Raw genomic sequence first — 18,684 nt, 5'->3', positions numbered from 1 at the left:
CGGCACCGTGCTCGCAGTCGACGGCGGGATGTCGATGTGAGACTCCTTAGCCTCAGCACAGTGGTCAGCAGCGAAACGATCCGGTTGGGCCGTGCAACGACGACGGCGGCGCACTAGTGGCTGAGGTGGAGGTGAGCACCTCCGGCGACGTCGTCACGATCCGGCTGAACCGGCCGGACAAGCGCAACGCGATCACAGCGGCGATGTACACGACACTCGCCGACGCGCTGATCGCCGCCGAGGCATCAGCCGCGGCCGTCGTCGTCCTGACCGGTGCGGGCGGTACGTTCACTGCTGGCAATGACTTGCAGGACATGCGGGAGAACCCGCCTGTTGGTGACAACCCGTCGCCCGTCCGGTTTCTGGCCGCGCTCACCGGTCTCCATGCCGTGCTGGTGGCCGCGGTCGACGGACCTGCCATCGGCGTGGGGACCACGGTGCTGCTGCACTGCGACCTCGTCTATGCCACCTCCCGCAGTACCTTCCGACTGCCATTCGTCGACCTCGGATTGGTGCCCGAGGCCGCATCCACGCTCCTGCTGCCCCGGCTTGTCGGACACCTGCGCGCGGCCGAGCTGATGCTATTCGGTGAGACCATCGACGCTGACACTGCCGCGAACGTAGGGATGGTCACCGCGGTAGTGGCAGACGGAACGGCCTTGGATCAGCTCGTTGCTGAACGCACGGCGGCGTTGGTCGATAAGCCTCGGGCGGCCGTGCGCGCGACGAAGGGCCTGCTCATCGACTCGACTACGCATACCGTGCCAGCGCGGCTCGCGCTCGACCGCCGGGTGCTCCAGAGCCTGCTGCCGCCCACTCCGGACCGGGCCCACGACGACGACCGGCGGTGAAGGTGTCACCTGGGTATGGGCAGCGCGGGCGATCCTGGGAAGCTACCGGCCCGGGGCAGCAACGCTGGCACCTGCTTTCCGAGCGCATCGCTGAGGAAGCCCGCCGCTTCGATCAGGGCCTGCAGGTCGAGTCCGGTGTCCAGCCCGCTGCGGTGGAGCAGGTAAACGAGGTCCTCCGTCGCGATATTGCCAGTGGCCTTCGGCGCGAAGGGACAACCGCCTATGCCACCAATGCTGGCGTCGATCCGCGTCACGCCGAGGTCCACCGCGGTCGTCGCGTTCGCGTAACCGGTGTTGCGGGTGTTATGGAAGTGGACTCGTAGCGGGGTAGCCGACAGTGCCACCCGCAGGTCGCCCACGAGTCGCCGAACCTGCGTGGGCACGCCGACGCCAATCGTGTCGGCGATCGCAACCTCCACCGCTCCGGCCCGCGCGGCCCGCACGCCGAACGCGACAACCCGTGCGGGGTCGACCTCACCCTCGAACGGGCAACCGAATGCAACCGCGAGCGTCACCGAGCAGGGCAGGCCTATGCGCGCCGCGTCTTCGGCCACGCCCTCGGCCATCACCATCAGCTCCTCAGCGCCCGCATTCTGGTTCCGTCGGGAGAATGCCTCCGTTACCGGCACGACGACATTGACCTCGTCGACCGAGGCGGCCTGCGCGCGTGCGTAACCCCGCTGGTTGAGCACCAGGCCGCTGTAGGAAACCCCCTCGGATCGCGGGATCGCCTCCAACAACGCCTCAGCGTCCGCCATGGCAGGAACGGCGTCGGGCCGGACGAACGACACTGCCTCGATTCGGCGCGCACCAGCCGCCACCGCGCGCCGAATCAGCTCGACCTTCGCCGCCGTGGACAATAGCACCGACTCGTTCTGCAGCCCGTCGCGCGGGCTGACCTCGATCATGTCGATCAAAATTTCTTCTCCCTCTCCTGGCCCAGAATAACCAAACGGTGACCGATTATCCTTCATCGGCCGGTCAAGCCCACAGCGAGCGTCGCGCTGAATCAAACAATGATTGATATCCTGGTGTGCGGGTTACCGACGACTAGGAGACAGCAACCATGAAGTTGAGCCCGATGGCGCAGGGCGCGCTACCGCACGTCGACTTGCAAAGGCTCCGGCGGACCCTCGGCAACTACCCCACCGGCGTCTCGGTCGTCACCGCCATCGATGCCGACGGCGCACCAGCCGGGATGGCCGTCGGCACCTTCACGTCAGTCTCCCTGGATCCACCGCTGATCGCTTTCCTGCCCGCTCGCAGCTCGACCAGCTTCCCCCGTATCAGCGCGGCGACGTCGTTCTGCGTCAACGTCCTCGCCGCCGACCAGGATGACGTCTGTCGCACGTTCGCCACCCGCGGCGGTGACAAGTTCGCCGGTGTGGCATGGAGCCACGCGCCGTCGGGTGCTCCGCGACTGCATGGAACGGCGGCCTGGATCGACTGCGATCTCGAAAGCATCACCACTGTCGGCGACCACTATTTCGTGCTGGGCCGGGTCAGAACGTTCGACAGTGGGTCCGACGCGCTGCCGCTGGTGTTCTTCCGAGGTGAATACGGGCATCTCACACCGCGCTCGATGAGGGGGCGATAGAGCCGCTCAATCGCACTCGGCCCTCCGCCCGCCTTGGCGCCGATGGCGGCCGTACCGTCGGCGCGACCGTTTATCGCCATTGTGGACATTTGGAATCACTACGGAGGTGGAGGGTTGCTGTCACGAGATACATTCCCCGACTGGGTTTCTCATCCCAGCCGTTCGAACCTGATCGGCATCCGCTCGGGTCCGTGGACCTGACCCGTGGCGTACTCGATCTGCGCGCCAGGCTCTAGCCGGAATGCCGTCATACGCTGCAGCAGCTCGTCCCAGGCGAGTTCGATTTGGACGCGGGCTAGGTTCGAGCCGACACAACGATGAATCCCGAGACCGAAGGCGGCAGTTCCACCACGCTGGAGGTCGAAGCGCAGGTGATCGGGATCCTCGAACTTCGCTGAGTCACGATTCGCGGAGGCGAAGTGCACCAACACCCTGTCGCCCGCCGCCAGCGCCACATCACCGAGGACGGTGTCTTTGGTGACGACACGAGCCATGAATGTCACCGGCGACTCGAAACGCAGGAACTCGTCCATGTCCTGGCGGACCCAGCTCGGTGAGCGCAACCGTTCCTCCAGCGACGGGTCGGCCACGAGGTTGGCCATGATGTTGCCGATGGCGGCGCGGGTCGTGTCCAAGCCGCCGAAGAACAATACGATCACGACGCCGAGGCGCTCCTCGTCGGTTAGCAGGCGGCCGTCGATCGTGCCAGTAAGAAGGGCGCCCAACAGATCGTCGCGCTTCTCCCCCGAGCTCCCGCGCCGTTCGAGGTAGCCGGCGCAGAGCATCGCCATGTCGAAGATGGCCTCTGGGGACTGGTCGTGGGCGATTCGGTTGATGATCGAGACGCCTTCGGCGATCTGGGCGGAGTCGGTTTCATCGAACACGACGCGTGCGAGGATCTCCGATGAGTAAGGGACCGCGAATCCGTCGATGAACTCGCATCGCCCGTCATCGATCCAGGAGTGAGGGCTTCACCGAGGGGATCGAGGAGGAGAAGGTCTCCGGGTCCTCTAATACCCGGCGGACGTCGTCGTACCGGGTGACGAGGTGATACCCGCCGTCGGCGTCGGTGTGCGGGACCGGACACTTGGCTCGGGCGTAGGCCAGTAAGTCCCACTTCTGCCGCGAATGCGAGGGTTCGAACACGTCGAAGTGCGGCAGTAACTGCTCATAATCCGCAATTGATGTCATGACGGGCCTCCTGAGTGATGTGTGTTAGCGAATGATTGGAGTGAATCGAACGGGAAGTTTGCGGACTCCGCGACGCACGGCCCCTGAGCCCCACACCGGCGGGTCGTCCACAGGGATGTGTAGGTCGGGGAATGTGTCGAGCATCTCCTCGACGGCGACCCGCATCTCGACTTTCGCGAGGTGCTCACCCACACATCGGTGGGGTCCGCTGCCGAAGGCGACGTGGGAATTCTCGCGGCCCATCCGGAATTCGGTAGGTTCCTCGAACCGCTCGGGGTCCAGGTTTCCGGCACCGAACACCAGGATCACCTTGTCGTCCGCCGCGAGCTGCGCTCCCCGCATCTCGGTGTCGGTGACGACAGTGCGCGCCATACACATCACCGGGGATTCGAGCCGCAGCGACTCCGCGATCATGGCGGGGATGAGGCGGCGGTTAGTCCGCACTCGATCGATGAGACCCGGAATCGTCAGCAGGTGGTACATCACGTTGGCGATGCCATTGATGGTCGTCTCATGCCCGGCGCTGATCAGCACATGAACCATCCCGAGCAGCATCGGCATCGGGATCGGCTCACCATCGATCTCACTGTTGACGATGGTGCCAAGCACATCGGTAACCGGCACACCGCAACGTACCTTGATCAGATCGTGTAAATACTCCTCGAACGCACCCGCGGCCCGTTTCTTCGCGTCGGCGCCCTGCGTGTTCGCGAGCAGGTAGTCGTCGACCAGATCGCGGATGACGCGCCATTGCGTCTTGTCCAATCCGAGGATCGCGGCGATGGTCATGGTCGGGACCGGGTGAGCGAGATCCCGGGACAGCTCAGCCACCCCACGGTCGGCGAACTCGGCGATGGCCTCCCGCACGATCATCCGGACCGTGTCTTCATAAGCGAGCACAGCTTTGGGGTTGAAGAAGGGCAACAGAAGCTTGCGGTACTTCGAGTGAGCTGGCGGATCCACCTGGGCGGGTGGGATCGGCGTGGAGGCACCCAGCGACGGGACGATCACCCCCTGCTCGACCGTGTACGTCTCATAGTCACGGGCCGCGGCGACGATGTCATCGAACTTGGTTAACGACCAGAAGCCACCATGTTTCTCACTCCAGGAGACTGGGCATCGCTCCAACAGGTCGGTGAGGATCTTGTGCTGACGATTCGCCAGCGACGGGTCGTGCGGGTCGAAGCCCGACACGGGTGTTCTGGTGATGCCGTGGTGCGAGTCGCTGCTCATCGCCGTCTCCTTGCTCGCGCTGAATTGGTGGTGGGGTCCGTTAAGGCGGAGCCATGTCAGATGGCGAGGGCGGCCTCGTAGCCTTCCTTGAACGCGTGCGTGGCTCCCCGCGGTGCTAGGGCGTCCCCGACGACCTGGTAGACAATGCCGAGATCCTCCAGTGCGGGGACCAAATCCGTGACCGGGCTGGGGGGACAGACGGCCACAACCGTGTCGACGTCCACTTCGGCCAGAGTGTCGCCATCGGAACGCACGACGATTACGTGAGTGCCGTCGATATCGCCCACCGTCCCGCTGGTGATTATCTGCTCGGTTCGCCTGTGCAGGATCGGGAGCATCTCTGCCCGATGCAACGCACCGCCCCAGGGCATGACCGTCTCGCAGCTCGTCACGAAAGTCACCCTCTTGCCCCGCTTCGCGAGTGCTTCGGCGACGAGCGCCCCCTCATTGGCGCCGACGGTGTCGTACACCAATACCCGGTTCCCGACCTCCCCAGCCAGCGCCTCATGACTGGACAGCACCAGCCCGGCTGCCGCATCCCGGAACAGCTGACGACCGACGAACCGGCCACCCGTGGCGAGCACGACGTGGTCAGGGGCCACGGTCCGCAGCAACGCCGCATCCACAGCCGTCCCCAGCTGCACCGTGACCCTGAGTTCGCCGAGCTCGCTGACAAGGTGTTCAACGGAGCTGACCAGCCCGAGTGCCTCGGTTCGCTCCGCGGACCGCAGCAGCCCGCCGGGCCGGGCCGCTGCCTCGATGACCGTCACCTCATGGCCGCGCCCCGCCGCTGTCGCCGCTGCCTTGAGCCCCGCGGGACCGGCCCCGACAACGAGCACGCATCGCGGCACGTCGGTTCGGTGCAGCTCTAGCGACCGCTCGCGGAGGACCTCGGGATTGTGGAAACAACTAATCTCGGAAAAGCCCTGCAGCTTGCGGTTGACACATACGTTGGCACCGACACAGGGCCGGATCCGATGGGTCTGGCCCGCTCGGGCTTTGACGAGGAGGGCAGGGTCAGCGATGTGTGCACGGGTCATGGCGACGAGGTCGCAGCGACCGGCAGCGAGCAGGGACTCCGCCAAACCAACCGAGAGGATGCGACCCACACCGATCACCGGAGGTGTGACCCCCAGTGCCTCACGCATTTTGACCAGCGGCGGGATATTAGGCGCCTCGTCATAGCGATAGCTGGGAATCGCCCGTGCGTAGCTAGGACCGCCATCGCCGATCGTGGTGTTTAGCACGTCGATCTGACCGGTCTTGAGCAGTGCCCGCACAACTTCGACAATCCCGGGCGCTCCCAACCCGCCGTCCTCGGCGGAGCGCAGGTCGTCGGTTGGGGTGCGGTAGCCCAGGATCCTGTCGGGCCCAATGGCCTCACGGACCACCGCCAGCACACTGCGCACGAACAGCGTGCGGTCGGCACCCCACCTGTCCTGACGCGAGTTGAACGACGGTGTCAACGACTGCTGCACCAAATAGCCGTGCGCGCCGTGCACCTCAACACCGTCGAATCCCGCTGCGACGGACATCTCGGCGGTGCGCCGGTAACCCTCGATCATCGCCTCGATCTCGCCATCGGTCATGGCGTGTGCCGTCTCACCCATCGCCGACTGTGAGTTCTGGAAGCCCGGCAACGGCCCGCGACGTAAATCCGCGTCCGTGCGCGCATACACACCAAGATGTGTGACCTGTAACAACAACACCGCGCCCTCTGCGCGCACGGCGTCGGCGAGCACCGCATGCCGACGTAGGATCTCCTCTGGGATACCCGCGGAGGGGTCCGAAAGCACGGGCTGGGTGATGATCAGACCGACACCAGCGGCGGCCCGTCGCCGTAAGTATTCGATGTAGGGGTCGGGCGACGCGAGCGGGTTACGGAACGCCTCACTGGCCCCGTGAGACGTCAGAACCACCCGGTTACGAACCTCGACCCGACCGAGTCGGATCGGGGATAACAGGCGCGAGAAGTCTTCCATGTTCTCCGACTCCATCCGTGGTGAGCCCATGTTTCACCGGGTCCACCGGGCAGGAACGTCGAGCTAAGCGATTCGGCTTTACAGATTCCATAACCCATCGACGTTAGATACTTTGTACTGCAGATCACACAGGCCGGTCAAGCGGGTGTCCACTCGCTTGATGCATTCGGTCAGTAGGCTGTGCCCATGGTTCGTGCGCCCGACCCAACGGTGAGCAGCGGGGCGCCGGCGGCGGACAAGCCGGCAAAGCGACGTAGCTCGACCGAGGTGCGGAAGCTCATCTTGCAGGCCGCACTCCACCTCTTCGCCGAAAAGGGTTACGCCGCAACCAGCACGCTGGAGATTGCTAGGCGGGCCGGCGTAGCCGAGTCCGTCATATTTCGGCAGTTCGGCGATAAGGCAGCTCTGTTCTCTCAGGCTGCGTTGGAGCCGTTCGGTCAGTTCGTCCAGAAGCTGGAAAGCGTCTGGGACGAAGTCGACGACGCCGGTTCGGGCGATGAAGCGTTTATGCTTCAGCTGATCACCGAGTTGCACCAACACGTGAGAGTTCATAAGGACGAGCTCCGGTCGCTATTGCTTACCGGAACCGGGAATGGTCAGCCGACCGAGATTTCCCAGGCGCAGCAAGCGTTCGGCCAATCCATGAACGAGGCACTTCCGGTGGGTGCTGCGTGGGAAACCGACCGAGGCCGGCAGATTCCTCGGCTCTGGCTGCGAATTCGGCTCGCGATTGCGATGGTCACCGCCATGGTGCTGTTTGAGGACTGGTTTCTCGCGGCACGGCCCGACGGCGCCGAACCGCTCGATGACAACGATTTAGCCAAAGAGATCGCCGGGGCCGTCATTAGGGGTCTCATCACCGAGCAACGCCCGCCTGGAGGCTGACGTGCGCAGTTGCCACGGCGTGTACGCTCGCCTCCGTTACCGCATCAACCTTCATCACGACACGACCGCCGGCTGCGTAGGCCACCTCGCCAGATCGGCGATGAACTCCTGGTCGGTGGCGGTCGCCAGGCTCGTCGGTTAGTAAGCGACCGCAAATCGCCGTCGCGGGTGTTTCGGATTCTCGACCTCGTCGACAACAGCCACTGCCAGGTCGGCCGCCGAGATCCGCGAAACACCTGCGGCATCGATGAGCAGTTCGTCATCGGCAGTGCGGTAGGCACCCGTGCGGGGACCGTCGACCTCAATCGCCGGGGGCGGCGAGACGACCGTCCACACCAGGTCCGCCGGCGCGGAGCCCGCAAGGTCGTGCAGCGCAGCTCGGAAGCCGAGCGACTCGGGCTTGGCAACCTCCGGGAATCCCGGAGTGTCGACCAGGTCCACCCCGGTGGACGTGCGCAGGCTTCCTGCCCCACCCATTGCCACCAGGCGCGCGCCAGCGGCCAGGGCGGCCTGCCCGACACCCCGCATCAAGGCGACAGGCGTCCGGTCGTGCTGCGCGGCGTCCCGCAACGCCACCGCGCACACGACAACCTCGGCACCGCGCGCCGATTCAGCGAGGAAAGCGGCGTCGAATACGTCGCCGGCGCGATGATGCAACGACGCCCCCGCCGCGGGGAGGCGAGTCGGATCCCGGACGACCGCCGTCACCTGGTGCCCCCGGTCGAGCAACTCGTGAAGGATGGGGGCGCCCACCTTCCCGGTCGCGCCCAGCAACAGTACACGCATGAATCCTCTTTTCTATTCAGCACTGTCCCCGGCTACCCGCCGGGGACAGTGCAGCGGTATGCGCGATAAGGCCGCCGTCTACACAGATCACCTGTCCTGTGATGAACGCGGCGGCCTCCGATGCGAGGAATACGACAGCCTCGGCGATGTCCTGCGGCCGACCTAGCGATGGAGTCAGGTGGGCGTCCTCGAGCACGGCGCGGTGGGCGGCCGGAATGCCCGCGATAGCGTCGGTCATGACAATGCCGGGCGCGACGGCGTTGCAGCGCACACCGGCCTTGCCATAGCCGGTGGCGACCATGCGCGTCAGCGCGTCGAGACCGCCCTTGGAGACCGAATAGGCAGTGCGGTGAGCACTGCCGGTTAACCCTTTGACCGAGGACGTCAGCACAATCGAGCCGCCGCCGGAGGCGACCATGTCCGGTATGACGTGTTTGCAGCCCAGCACCCCACCCCGCAAGTTGACCGCGAGCACGCGGTCGAACACCCCGATGTCAAGATCCACGACGCCGAGATCGGCGGCGTACGCCGCGGGCGAGGTCAGCGCCGCATTGCTGTGCAGGACAGTGACCGGACCGAGGTCGCGATGGATGTGATTGATCGCGGTAATCCAGGCCGTTTCGTCTGCAACGTCGAGGCGAACGGCGATGGCCCGATACCCGTTTTCCGCGATGCTGGCCGCGACGGCCTGCGCGGACTTCAGGTCGACATCGGTGACGGCGACGGCCGCACCGGCCTCGGCCAACTTGGCAGCACTGGCGGCACCGATTCCGGACCCCGCGCCCGTCACGACGGCCACCCGTCCGTCCAACCGTTCGGCCATGCCGCCCTTCCGAGAGTTATACGCCGTCCACAATCTAACGATGTTTGAATCACTGGTCAATAAATACGCCCACTGGCCGCGCGGAAACGTCAGATGATCCCGGCGAGCTGCAGCTCCTCGATCTGGGATGCTCCAAGCAGCGCACCAAGCACTTCGTGGTTGTGCTCGCCGAGCAAGGGAGCGCCGCGGGTGAGCGCACCCGGAGTGGCCGACAGCTTCGGCACGACACCGGGCATCGGCACCGTCTCGCCACCGAGGCCGGGATCGGGGACATCGACGATCATCTCGCGGGCGGCGTAGTGGGGGTCGCCGACAATGTCACGAGCGGTGTAGATCCGGCCCGAAGGCACCCCCGCTTCAGCCAGCAGGGCCAACAACTCGTCGGCCCCGAATCCGATTGTCCAGGCGCCGACCGCCTCGTCCAGCTCCATCTGCGCTGCTCCCCGCAGCTCGTGGTTGCGGTAGGGCGAGTCATCGGCCAGCCAGGCGTCACGGCCCATCACCGCAGCCAGCCTGCGGAAGACAGAATCCTGGTTGGCTCCGATGATCAGCCACTCGCCGTCGCGGGTCGGGTAGACGCTCGACGGTGCTACTCCAGGAAGGAGTGCACCGGTCGGCTCGCGGGTACGCTCCAGCTTGGTGAACTCCGCCGCCAGGGACTCCATGTACATCCACATGGCCTCGTACAGCGCTACGTCGACGACTTGGCCGCGCTCGGTGCCTCCGGGGCGGTCTCGCGACCAGAGCGCCATCAGCGCGCCGACCAGGCCCTGGGTACCGGCCAGCGCATCGCCGATCGAGATTCCTACCCGCACCGGGGGCCTGCCGGGCTCGCCCGAGAGGTATCGGAAGCCGCTCATGGCTTCCGCGACCGAGCCGAAACCCGCACGGTCACGGTATGGTCCGCTCTGCCCGAACCCCGTGATACGCACCATGATCAGGCGCGGATTGACCTTGGACAGGTCGTCAGGGCCGAGGTTCCAGCGCTCCATCGTGCCGGGCCGGAAGTTTTCGACCACTACGTCCGCGGTGGCCGCGAGTTCGCGGAACGCGCGCTGACCCCGTTGCCGACGCAAGTCGACGGTGACCGACTTCTTGCCGCGGCCGATGATCGACCAGTAAAGCCCAACGCCCTTGTACAGTCCCCCCCAGGTGCGCATCGGGTCTCCGCAACCCGGGGGCTCGACCTTGATGACATCGGCCCCGTGGTCAGCGAACAGGTGGCCGCAGAACGGGCCGCCGATGATATGACCGACCTCCAGCACCCTGAGTCCGTGCAGTGCGCCCGGCACCCCTTAGCGCGCCCTGCAACTGAGTGCGGCGGCCGGCTCCGCGCGGTAGGCGCAGTTGCGCCAGTGATCGAACTGTTCCACGGCAACTCCTGCGTTCGAGCGACTGGAGGTGGAGGCGCTTCGGCGACACCGGCCTGAAACCGTATCTAACGACATTTGGTTTGGCAAGCAAGCGCGCCACTCCGGCTCGATCTCTGCATAGTTTTCAGGCGCTGCCTTCCAGGTCGAGAACTTGCTGGGCGTACCGCCGGAAGGCAGCCAGGTACAAGTCCTCGCCACGGGGGGTGACTTCGACGTGGATGAAAGATCCGACGAATCCAAGCATCCCGTACGTCGCGTAACGGGCGTAGTCGCGACGGCACTCGTCCCATGAGTACGTGGATACGCCCGCGGCAACTAGCCGGTCATGGTAGTCGCGCAGCAGTGCTATTTCGTGTTCACGGCGGTCATCGATCGACAGGCAGCCACCGAGGTAGAAACCCGCGTCGACGAGCGGAGGGCCGAGACGGGCGGTCTGCCAGTCGAACACGATGACCTTCGTCGGGGGACCGTCGTCGAAGAGCATGTTGTCGAGGCGGTAGTCGCCATGTTGGACAACGTTAGGGCCCGACCACTCGTCAAGCCACGTCACGGCGCGCGGCAGGATGCGCTCGCAGACGGTGACCTCCTCGGCGGTCAACGCATCTCCGAAACGCGTCAAGAAGGGCCCTAGGGCGGTGGGGAACGTTTCTGAGAACGCACGCCACCGCACCGGCGAGAGCCAGGCTGCGCCGGCGAGCTGGGGGTCGTTCCAGATCGGCGCCTGGAGTTTGGCGAGTTCTGCAAGAGCGGCGGTGGCTTCATCCACTGTCCCGCCGGCGATCATGTCCCCCACGCGAAGGTGCGGGCGATCCTCGAGCAGCAGGGTGAAAGCCCCATCGACGCGGTCGATCGACGCAGCGATGCAGCCGGGGGTCGCGGCGTCGACGCGGGGGGCGATTTCACGGTAGAAACGGACCTCGGCTTCATAGAAGCCCATTGCGTTTCCCGCTGCGCGTGCGCTCGCATCTTCGGACGCGAGCTTTGCGATGAGCGAGGTAGGTGCACTGGGCTCCCGGGTGTCGTAGGTCGGCGTGAGCCGCAGGACACCGCTCATTTGGCCGGTACCGATGGGCTGCGCATCAATGACCACGACGCGCGCCCGGCCGAGGCGGCCGGCGTCGCGAAGCGCTGCGGTCAGCCAATCTGGCGTGAAGTCGCTGACCGTGCGGGCGACGGGTGGTGTGGCTGTGGTCATCGGCTCAGCGGGGCTCCAGAATCATGACCGGAAACTTCCGGTCGGTGCGGGTCATGTAGGTCTGCCAGGCGGGCCACATCTCGATCAAGCGAGGCCAGAGCTGCTCGGACTCCTTATCGGTAGCCTGCCGCGCGTGGACGCGACGGCGGCCTCCACGAACGTCGACCTCGACATCGTCCGGGTGGGCGCGGAGGTTGTGATACCAGGCGGGGTTTTGGGGGTTGCCGCCGATCGAGGCGACGACCACGAGATCCTCGCCGTTAGGCAAGTAGATCATCGGTGATTGGCGCCGCTGGCCGGTCTTCGCTCCGGTGTGATTGAGGATCAAAAGCGGTGCGCCATCGAAAGATCCGAGCAGCCGCCCGCGTGTGCGCTGGAAGACGCGCACGTGAGTGCGGGTCACGGCCTGCTCAAGCCGCCAGGCCCACCCGCCGGGCTTCGCCGGCGGGACAGTCGCGGTGATCCAGCCCCACATGCCTTTGTAGTGCTTCATACCAGCCACCTCGGATTCGGTGGAAGTGTGCTGTGCTCAAACTGTCCGACGCCGCGTTCACCGGTCTCCTCGATGAGAAGCTCCCCGAACGTCTCGTAGTCGTTGAGCCGACTCTCGACATCGTCCTCGCCGAGCATCCGCAGCTTCGCGACCCACTTGGGCTCGCGCATGACCACGTGGATCGCCTCGCCGTCCTCGAACTCGATGCGCCAGCGCAGCGGTATCTCCCGTCCACGCGGCTCGACGAGACCCCCCGCTTCGGGCACTGCCGAACAGGCGACGATCCGCCGCGCACCCTCGGTTGTCGACTCGAACCCGCCGACCCTGTCGATCGGCCGCTCGATGCCCAGCGGGGACAGGTCGAAGAACCCCGTGACGTTCAAATTGCGCTCGGGGAACTGCAACACGTGCCAAAAGTGCAGCGCGGCCTCCACGCCCTCGGGGTAGGCCCACGGCGCGGACCCGGCAAATCGATCCGACCAGGTGTGGTCGCGATGGGCGATCGCCTCGATCGCCCGTGGCTGGCCCGCGTCGGGGCCGCCGCGGATGTCGAACGTCCCACGCACGTCCATCGCCTGTTCGTAGTGGCCGCCGTGGACGCCGGCTGCCGGCTTGAGCCCGTCCAGCGGGCTGCCGCCCACGCAGTCGTCGTAGTCGAAGACGACGTGGCGGGCGGTGTAGGTCAGGTCAAACCCGAAGCGCGGGCAGTCAAGCTGGACGCCGATACGCTGGTAGGGCTCAAGCACTTGGTAGGTCATTCGTCCGTCCGACCAGCGCATGTCCCCTACGGACAGTCCGCCGGTGGTCTTGCCGGCGTAGACATGTTCAACTCCATCGATCAAGACATACGCAGCGAACCGCCCGTACCGGCGGTTGGGGCAGATGTGGTTATGGATCATGCCCCATACCCCTGCGTGGGGGTCGATCAGACTCAGCCAAACGGTGTCGCCGAACAGCCGCCCGGCGGCCTCGGCCGGCGGCGCGTGCAAACCCTCGTCGGCGGGCACTCGGTGGACGGGGTGTTGCAGCCGCGGGATAGCGGATCGGGTCATGAGTAGCTCCTTGGAAGGCCGGCGAGCACGAGGTCCGCCAGGGTGGACGGTAGGTTCCGCAGCAGCATGAGCGGTGCGCCGGCGGCCGGGATCGCCAGCGTTCGCTGCCCCGACTCCACCGCGTCGAGGATCTTGTGCGCGACGACCACGGGATCATCGGCGGGGATCGCCGACAATCGTTTGGCCGCGGGACCGGCCACCGGGTCAACGTCGTTCTCACGAATGAGCTCGGTGTCGACGCCACCAAGCAACACCGGAAGGGCACGCACACCCGTTCCCCGCAGTTCGCGCTGCAGGATCCGCGTCAAATGGGTGATCGCACCCTTGCTCGTCGAGTAGGCGCCGATGTTCCTGAGCGCCATCTCGCCGGCGAATGACGACACGGTCACGATGACCCCGCGTCGGCGCGCGATCATCGAGCCGGCTACCGCGCGTGCCAGCTCGGCCGGCGCAAGAAGGTTCGCCGTGAGGGTATCGCGAAGGGTCCGCGCAGAAAGATACGCCAGCGGACCAGTGCCCATCATCGCCGCATTGTTGACCAGGACATCGATGGGCCCCTGCTCGGCCTCAGCCGCCGAGATGACCCGCGCGACCGCGTCCAGGTCACGTAGGTCGGTCGGAATCTGATGGGCGTCGAGCTGCTCGGCCACCGCCGTCAGCTGCTCCGACACGCGGGCCAGCAAACTCAGCCGCGCACCCCGACGTGTGGCCTCACGCGCGACTGCCTCACCGATGCCACGACTTGCACCGGTGACGAGCACGTGGGATCCGGCGAGTTGCAAACCATTCTTAGCTCCAAGCCAGTTCATTGTGAACACCGTACACTTTGGGTCGTGTGGATGACAAGAAGGCCGTCCCGCGGCTCCCGTAACCTGACCTGACATGGCGCGCGCCCGGATCGTGCATACGGACAAGATCGTCGCCGCCGCGCTCGCGATCGCCGACGAGCGCGGCCTGACGGCCGTGAGCATGCGCAGCGTCAGTGACCGTCTCGGGGTCGTCCCGACCGCGCTCTACCGCCACGTCGCGAGTAAGGATGAATTGCTCGCTCGGATGGCCGACTCCGTACTCGCGACGTTGCCGCCGATGCGCGACGATGTCGATCTGCAGACCGCGGTCGTCGATCTATTTGTCGCGCTGCGCGACCTCATGATCGAACACCACGGCCTGGCAGAACTCATGCTGTTGCGGACCAGCGGCACGCCGACCATGCTGACCGCCGCCGAGAGCGTACTGAAAGCCATGGAGGCTGACGGTTTCAGCGATCACCAGGCAGTCACGACCTTGGCGATGCTGCAGTGGTCGACGCTGGGCGCCGCGCTGCATGGCGCCGCACGCCGGGGCCGATCCAAAGACGAGCTGCCCCCCGCAATCGCGGCGGTCGAGGCCGAGTCCTATCCGGCCATCACCCGAGCGGGCCAGGAGTTTCCCGAGGGAGCCCGCCGCGAGCAATTCCGCGAAGGCCTCCACCAGCTCCTCAACGGACTCGACCCCAGGAGGTAGCGGCCGGGCGCGGAGCCCTACGTGCTCCACGGCCAAAATCTGGCTGCATTGCCGACCATGGATATCCGTGCACTTTCATGGACAGGAGTGCATCGAAGCTTGACACCCCTAGTAACCTAACACCGTTGTTGGTAACACGTTACTAACCAACTGCGGGACCAGTGCCCGGCAGTGGCCGTGACGACCGACGCAACAACCAAAGTCCTGTTACTGCTGATCAGAAAGGCACGTTGGACGCCATGGACTCCGCTGTGGCACCGAGGCAACCATCCGCTGCGGCGAGTGACGTGAAGGTACCTAGGTGAATGACGCGGCAGATCCCGAGTGGCAGAAACGGCCAACCGATGCGGACGGCGGTTACCAAGGCGGTGAAACGGACGTGGATACCATTGGTCATCGTGGTCGTATCGGCCATCGCGACCTTGGTCGTCGGCCGGTTGCACAAGGTCTTCGGCTCGGAGGATTTGAACGCGCACGCCGGCGCCGGAATCGAGATCGTGCAGTTCAACCCCAAGATAGTGACCTATGAGGTTCTGGGGCCGCCCCAAGCCACTGCAAGCATCAATTATTGGGATGCCGACGCGAACACACATCAAATTGATGCAGCCGTCTTGCCGTGGTCCTACACAATATCAACGACGCTGCCCGCGGTCAGCGCCAACATCATGGCACAGGTTAACGCCGACTATATCGGTTGTCGTATCACCGTGAATGGCGTGATCCGCGATGAGAAAAAAGTCAATGGGATCAACGCTCAGACCTTTTGCCTGGTGAAATCGGCATGACCAACGTGGGAACCATGGGGAACACGAACGACACGGGCACCATGCACGCCAAGCGTCCTATCGCCCCCCACCTGATCCGCTGGTTGGCGGTGCCAATCATTTTGTTCTGGGTTGTGCTAACGGTCATTGTCAACGTCACCGTTCCCCAGCTGGAAGTGGTTGGCGAGCAGAATGCGGCGCCGATGGCCCCGATGGACGCGCCGTCAATGCAAGCGATGATGCGTCTGGGTCACAACTTCAACGAATTCGACTCCAACAGTACGGTCACGGTTGTCGTAGAAGGTCAGCAGGAGCTGGGCGAGGCTGCACACCGCTACTACGACCGCATCGTCCAACAGCTGGAGCAAGACGCCGATCATGTGCAGCACATTCAGGATTTCTGGAGCAATCGGTTAACCGCGGCAGGGGTCCAAAGCGCCGATGGCAAGGCCGCCTATGCAATGTTGAACATCGCCGGTCAGCAGGGCACGACGTTAGCAATGGAATCCGTCGAAGCTATTCGCAAAGTCGTAGTTGAGACGCCGCCGCCGGTGGGGGTAAAGGCCTACGTCACCGGTTCAGCGGCACACAGTTATGACGAGTTCACGATCGGGAACGCCAGCATGGACAGGATCACGGTGTTCTCCCTCGCCGCGATCGCGCTCATGCTCTTTCTCGTCTACCGCTCTGTCGCGACGATGCTGATTCAGCTTTTCATGACCGGCATCGAATTATCGGTGTCCCGGGGGGTTGTCGCGGTGCTCGGGAACTACGGGTTCATGGAGCTCGCGGTATTCGCCACCAGCATCCTGACGATGTTGGCCATCGCGGCCGGAACCGATTACGGAATATTTCTGATAGGACGCTACCAAGAGGCACGCCGGGCCGGCGAGGACCGCGAAACCGCCTACTACACCACCTTTCACGGTGTCACGCCGGTAGTCTTGGCGTCGGGTCTGACCATCGCCGGAGCGACGTTTTGCCTGAGCTTCACTCGGCTGCCGTGGTTCACCACCATGGGAATTCCGGTCGCAATCGGCACGCTCGTCGTCGTCGCCGCCGCGCTCACGCTGGGCCCGGCCGTTCTCACTGTGAGCAGCCGATTCGGACTGTTGGACGCCAAGCGAACGCATCAGGGCCGGCTGTGGCGCCGTGTCGGCACCGCCATCGTCCGCTGGCCGGCGCCGATCTTGGCCGCAAGCACAGTGGCTGTTCTGATCGGCATGGTGGCGTTGCCCGGCTACTCACCGCTGTACAGCGAGCGTCACTACTTGCCGGACAGCGCGCCCGGCAATGTCGGGTATGCGGCCGCCGAGCGCCACTTTAGTCAAGGCCGAATGGACCCCGACATACTGATGGTCGAGGCCAACCATGACATGCGCAACCCCGCCGATATGCTGGTTCTCGACCGAGTCGCAAAATACATCATCCGCGTCGACGGCATCGCAATGGTCCAAGGCATTACCCGACCCTTAGGGGTCCCGATTGAGCATAGTTCGATACCCTTCCAACAGAGTATGCAAAGCCAGACGTTCATGCAGAACCTGAGCTTTGTCAAACAACGCCTGGCCGACATCATTAAAATTTCTCATGAACTCGGAATCACAATCGACACATTAGAGCGTACGTATGAAGTTCAGAAGCAGCTCAGTGCGGCAACGCACCGCACCGTCCTCGATACCCATGAACTGACTGAGATCACCGATGAATTGCGCGACCACATCGCCGACTTTGTCGACTTCTGGAGGCCGATCCGCAACTATTTTTATTGGGAACCACATTGCTTCGATATTCCGATGTGCTGGTCGATTCGGTCCATTTGGGACTCGTTGGACGGCATCGACCAACTCGACGAGAAATTCCATCAACTCGCCAACGACTTCGATGATGTTGATGCACTGTTTCCGCAGTTGACCGAATTACTGCCGCCGCAAATAGCCTCACTGAAAGCCACTCAAGCACTGACGCTGACACTACACAGCACGTTCCAGGCGATGATCGATCAGCTTGAGAATATGAGCGACACTGCCATCGCCATGGGACAAAGTTTTGACAAATCGCGAAATGACGACTTTTTCTACTTGCCGCCAGAGGCATTCGACAACGCCGACTTTCAGGTCGGGCTTAAACAGTTCTTGTCGCCGGATGGCAAATCAGCCCGCTTCTTCATCACCCACGAGGGCGACCCGGCAACCCCGGAGGGAATCGCACGGGTCCCGTCCGAGCGAAAAGCAGCACAGCTGGCCCTAAAGCAGTCCTCGCTGGCCGACGCCAAGGTGTATCTGGGGGGCGCGGCCGCCACCTATAAGGACATGCACGACGGCAACACCTACGACATCATGATCACCGCGATGGCCTCGCTAACCCTGATCTTCATCATCATGCTGGTGTTGACCCGCAGCCTGGTGGCCGCGTTGGTGATCGTCGGCAGCGCATCCAGTTCGATTGCCGCGGCCCTCGGACTGTCCGTGCTCATCTGGCAGGACATCTTCGGTATCAGACTGCATTGGGCTGTCATACTTTTCGCGGTCATCATTTTGTTGGCTGTCGGATCCGACTACAACCTGCTCCTCGTCCATCGCATCAGGCACGAGATCCACGCCGGGATCAAGACCGGAACAATCAGGTCGATGGCCGGCACCGGTACGGTGGTGACCGCTGCCGGCCTGGTATTCGCCGTCACCATGGCCGCCATGCTGGGCAGCGATGACGTGATCGTCGGCCAGATGGGCGCCGCCATCGCCCTTGGCCTCCTCCTTGACACCTTGATCGTGCGCGCGTTGTTCATGCCGTCGATCGCGGTGCTTTTGGGCCGCTGGTTCTGGTGGCCGCATCTGCCCCCCGTTCGCGGTACCGACAACGCGGGGCGACCCGAACCGCTGGCCGACAAGACCGAGCCGGTACCCGCATCACCGTCTACGTGAGATCAGCAAGAACAGGGTGGTTCTGGTGCCTC

The 18,684-nt window shown here is 64.4% G+C and carries 18 protein-coding genes; 6 read left to right on the top strand and 12 right to left on the bottom strand.

Features of this window, described 5'->3' with window-relative positions:
- Positions 1–116: 116 nt before the first annotated feature.
- Positions 117–851, top strand: a complete 735-nt coding sequence (locus tag ACAG26_RS19270; RefSeq protein WP_370484671.1) for an enoyl-CoA hydratase-related protein — start codon at positions 117–119, stop codon at positions 849–851.
- Positions 852–856: 5 nt separating this feature from the next.
- Here the strand turns inward: ACAG26_RS19270 and ACAG26_RS19265 are convergent, their stop codons facing one another.
- The gene (locus ACAG26_RS19265; RefSeq protein WP_370484758.1) at positions 857–1,759 is read right to left on the bottom strand and encodes a hydroxymethylglutaryl-CoA lyase; all 903 of its coding nucleotides are present in this window, start codon (positions 1,757–1,759) and stop codon (positions 857–859) included.
- Between the two features lie 158 nt (positions 1,760–1,917).
- On the opposite strand from ACAG26_RS19265, the gene ACAG26_RS19260 reads away from it, so the two are divergent.
- On the top strand, positions 1,918–2,448 hold the full coding sequence (locus ACAG26_RS19260; RefSeq protein WP_370484670.1) for a flavin reductase family protein: 531 nt from the start codon (positions 1,918–1,920) through the stop codon (positions 2,446–2,448).
- A gap of 149 nt (positions 2,449–2,597) precedes the next feature.
- On the opposite strand, the gene ACAG26_RS19255 is transcribed toward ACAG26_RS19260, so the two are convergent.
- The 4 genes from ACAG26_RS19255 to ACAG26_RS19240 all read right to left on the bottom strand — a co-directional run bounded on the left by ACAG26_RS19255 (position 2,598) and on the right by ACAG26_RS19240 (position 6,869).
- On the bottom strand, positions 2,598–3,332 hold the full coding sequence (locus ACAG26_RS19255; protein ID WP_370484669.1) for a cytochrome P450: 735 nt from the start codon (positions 3,330–3,332) through the stop codon (positions 2,598–2,600).
- A 64-nt stretch (positions 3,333–3,396) separates the two neighbouring features.
- Positions 3,397–3,639, bottom strand: coding sequence for a hypothetical protein (locus tag ACAG26_RS19250; protein ID WP_370484668.1), 243 nt, complete (start codon positions 3,637–3,639; stop codon positions 3,397–3,399).
- 24 nt (positions 3,640–3,663) lie between these two features.
- Positions 3,664–4,872: a cytochrome P450 gene (locus ACAG26_RS19245; protein WP_370484667.1), complete on the bottom strand. Its 1,209-nt coding sequence runs from the start codon at positions 4,870–4,872 to the stop codon at positions 3,664–3,666.
- 56 nt (positions 4,873–4,928) lie between these two features.
- Positions 4,929–6,869, bottom strand: a complete 1,941-nt coding sequence (locus ACAG26_RS19240; protein WP_370484666.1) for an FAD-dependent oxidoreductase — start codon at positions 6,867–6,869, stop codon at positions 4,929–4,931.
- Positions 6,870–7,040: 171 nt separating this feature from the next.
- Here ACAG26_RS19240 and ACAG26_RS19235 point away from each other — a divergent pair, with 171 nt between their 5' ends.
- Positions 7,041–7,739 carry a TetR/AcrR family transcriptional regulator gene (locus ACAG26_RS19235; protein ID WP_370484665.1) on the top strand — a complete coding sequence of 233 codons (699 nt, stop codon included), beginning with the start codon at positions 7,041–7,043 and terminating at the stop codon, positions 7,737–7,739.
- Positions 7,740–7,877: 138 nt separating this feature from the next.
- On the opposite strand, the gene ACAG26_RS19230 is transcribed toward ACAG26_RS19235, so the two are convergent.
- The 7 genes from ACAG26_RS19230 to ACAG26_RS19200 all read right to left on the bottom strand — a co-directional run bounded on the left by ACAG26_RS19230 (position 7,878) and on the right by ACAG26_RS19200 (position 14,270).
- The gene (locus ACAG26_RS19230) at positions 7,878–8,525 is read right to left on the bottom strand and encodes an NAD(P)-dependent oxidoreductase (protein WP_370484664.1); all 648 of its coding nucleotides are present in this window, start codon (positions 8,523–8,525) and stop codon (positions 7,878–7,880) included.
- 16 nt (positions 8,526–8,541) lie between these two features.
- Complete coding sequence (locus ACAG26_RS19225; protein ID WP_370484663.1) at positions 8,542–9,348, bottom strand: SDR family NAD(P)-dependent oxidoreductase; 807 nt, start codon at positions 9,346–9,348, stop codon at positions 8,542–8,544.
- A gap of 89 nt (positions 9,349–9,437) precedes the next feature.
- Positions 9,438–10,640 carry a CaiB/BaiF CoA transferase family protein gene (locus ACAG26_RS19220; RefSeq protein ID WP_370484662.1) on the bottom strand — a complete coding sequence of 401 codons (1,203 nt, stop codon included), beginning with the start codon at positions 10,638–10,640 and terminating at the stop codon, positions 9,438–9,440.
- Between the two features lie 205 nt (positions 10,641–10,845).
- A complete protein-coding gene (locus ACAG26_RS19215) occupies positions 10,846–11,916 on the bottom strand; it encodes a phosphotransferase (RefSeq protein WP_370484661.1) in 1,071 nt (356 codons plus the stop codon).
- A gap of 4 nt (positions 11,917–11,920) precedes the next feature.
- Positions 11,921–12,409: a nitroreductase family deazaflavin-dependent oxidoreductase gene (locus ACAG26_RS19210; RefSeq protein WP_370484660.1), complete on the bottom strand. Its 489-nt coding sequence runs from the start codon at positions 12,407–12,409 to the stop codon at positions 11,921–11,923.
- Entirely contained in the window at positions 12,406–13,416 is a 1,011-nt protein-coding gene (locus ACAG26_RS19205) for a hypothetical protein (protein ID WP_370484659.1), read from the bottom strand. The genes ACAG26_RS19210 and ACAG26_RS19205 overlap by 4 nt, the downstream gene beginning before the upstream one ends.
- A gap of 41 nt (positions 13,417–13,457) precedes the next feature.
- Complete coding sequence (locus tag ACAG26_RS19200) at positions 13,458–14,270, bottom strand: SDR family NAD(P)-dependent oxidoreductase (protein WP_370484658.1); 813 nt, start codon at positions 14,268–14,270, stop codon at positions 13,458–13,460.
- Positions 14,271–14,343: 73 nt separating this feature from the next.
- Between ACAG26_RS19200 and ACAG26_RS19195 the strand changes: the two genes are divergently transcribed.
- From ACAG26_RS19195 to ACAG26_RS19185, 3 genes are all read left to right on the top strand, one after another.
- Positions 14,344–14,964, top strand: a complete 621-nt coding sequence (locus ACAG26_RS19195; RefSeq protein ID WP_370484657.1) for a TetR/AcrR family transcriptional regulator — start codon at positions 14,344–14,346, stop codon at positions 14,962–14,964.
- Positions 14,965–15,308: 344 nt separating this feature from the next.
- Positions 15,309–15,749: an MmpS family transport accessory protein gene (locus ACAG26_RS19190; protein ID WP_370484757.1), complete on the top strand. Its 441-nt coding sequence runs from the start codon at positions 15,309–15,311 to the stop codon at positions 15,747–15,749.
- Entirely contained in the window at positions 15,746–18,652 is a 2,907-nt protein-coding gene (locus tag ACAG26_RS19185) for an RND family transporter (RefSeq protein ID WP_370484656.1), read from the top strand. The genes ACAG26_RS19190 and ACAG26_RS19185 overlap by 4 nt, the downstream gene beginning before the upstream one ends.
- Positions 18,653–18,684: the final 32 nt, after the last annotated feature.

Source organism: Mycobacterium sp. pUA109 (assembly GCF_041287095.1).
In the GTDB taxonomy this organism is placed as follows: domain Bacteria; phylum Actinomycetota; class Actinomycetes; order Mycobacteriales; family Mycobacteriaceae; genus Mycobacterium.
This window is presented reverse-complemented; position numbering and strand designations above follow the sequence as displayed.

What these genes read in the sequence shown, in the direction of transcription:
- ACAG26_RS19260 (WP_370484670.1), top strand. Translation starts at nt 1,918, where the DNA reads ATGAAGTTGAGCCCGATGGCGCAGGGCGCGCTACCGCACGTCGACTTG.
- ACAG26_RS19230 (WP_370484664.1), bottom strand. Translation starts at nt 8,525, where the DNA reads ATGCGTGTACTGTTGCTGGGCGCGACCGGGAAGGTGGGCGCCCCCATC.
- ACAG26_RS19245 (WP_370484667.1), bottom strand. Translation starts at nt 4,872, where the DNA reads ATGAGCAGCGACTCGCACCACGGCATCACCAGAACACCCGTGTCGGGC.
- ACAG26_RS19240 (WP_370484666.1), bottom strand. Translation starts at nt 6,869, where the DNA reads ATGGAGTCGGAGAACATGGAAGACTTCTCGCGCCTGTTATCCCCGATC.
- ACAG26_RS19185 (WP_370484656.1), top strand. Translation starts at nt 15,746, where the DNA reads ATGACCAACGTGGGAACCATGGGGAACACGAACGACACGGGCACCATG.
- ACAG26_RS19210 (WP_370484660.1), bottom strand. Translation starts at nt 12,409, where the DNA reads ATGAAGCACTACAAAGGCATGTGGGGCTGGATCACCGCGACTGTCCCG.
- ACAG26_RS19215 (WP_370484661.1), bottom strand. Translation starts at nt 11,916, where the DNA reads ATGACCACAGCCACACCACCCGTCGCCCGCACGGTCAGCGACTTCACG.
- ACAG26_RS19250 (WP_370484668.1), bottom strand. Translation starts at nt 3,639, where the DNA reads ATGACATCAATTGCGGATTATGAGCAGTTACTGCCGCACTTCGACGTG.
- ACAG26_RS19200 (WP_370484658.1), bottom strand. Translation starts at nt 14,270, where the DNA reads ATGAACTGGCTTGGAGCTAAGAATGGTTTGCAACTCGCCGGATCCCAC.
- ACAG26_RS19235 (WP_370484665.1), top strand. Translation starts at nt 7,041, where the DNA reads ATGGTTCGTGCGCCCGACCCAACGGTGAGCAGCGGGGCGCCGGCGGCG.
- ACAG26_RS19225 (WP_370484663.1), bottom strand. Translation starts at nt 9,348, where the DNA reads ATGGCCGAACGGTTGGACGGACGGGTGGCCGTCGTGACGGGCGCGGGG.
- ACAG26_RS19265 (WP_370484758.1), bottom strand. Translation starts at nt 1,759, where the DNA reads ATGATCGAGGTCAGCCCGCGCGACGGGCTGCAGAACGAGTCGGTGCTA.
- ACAG26_RS19190 (WP_370484757.1), top strand. Translation starts at nt 15,309, where the DNA reads ATGCGGACGGCGGTTACCAAGGCGGTGAAACGGACGTGGATACCATTG.
- ACAG26_RS19195 (WP_370484657.1), top strand. Translation starts at nt 14,344, where the DNA reads ATGGCGCGCGCCCGGATCGTGCATACGGACAAGATCGTCGCCGCCGCG.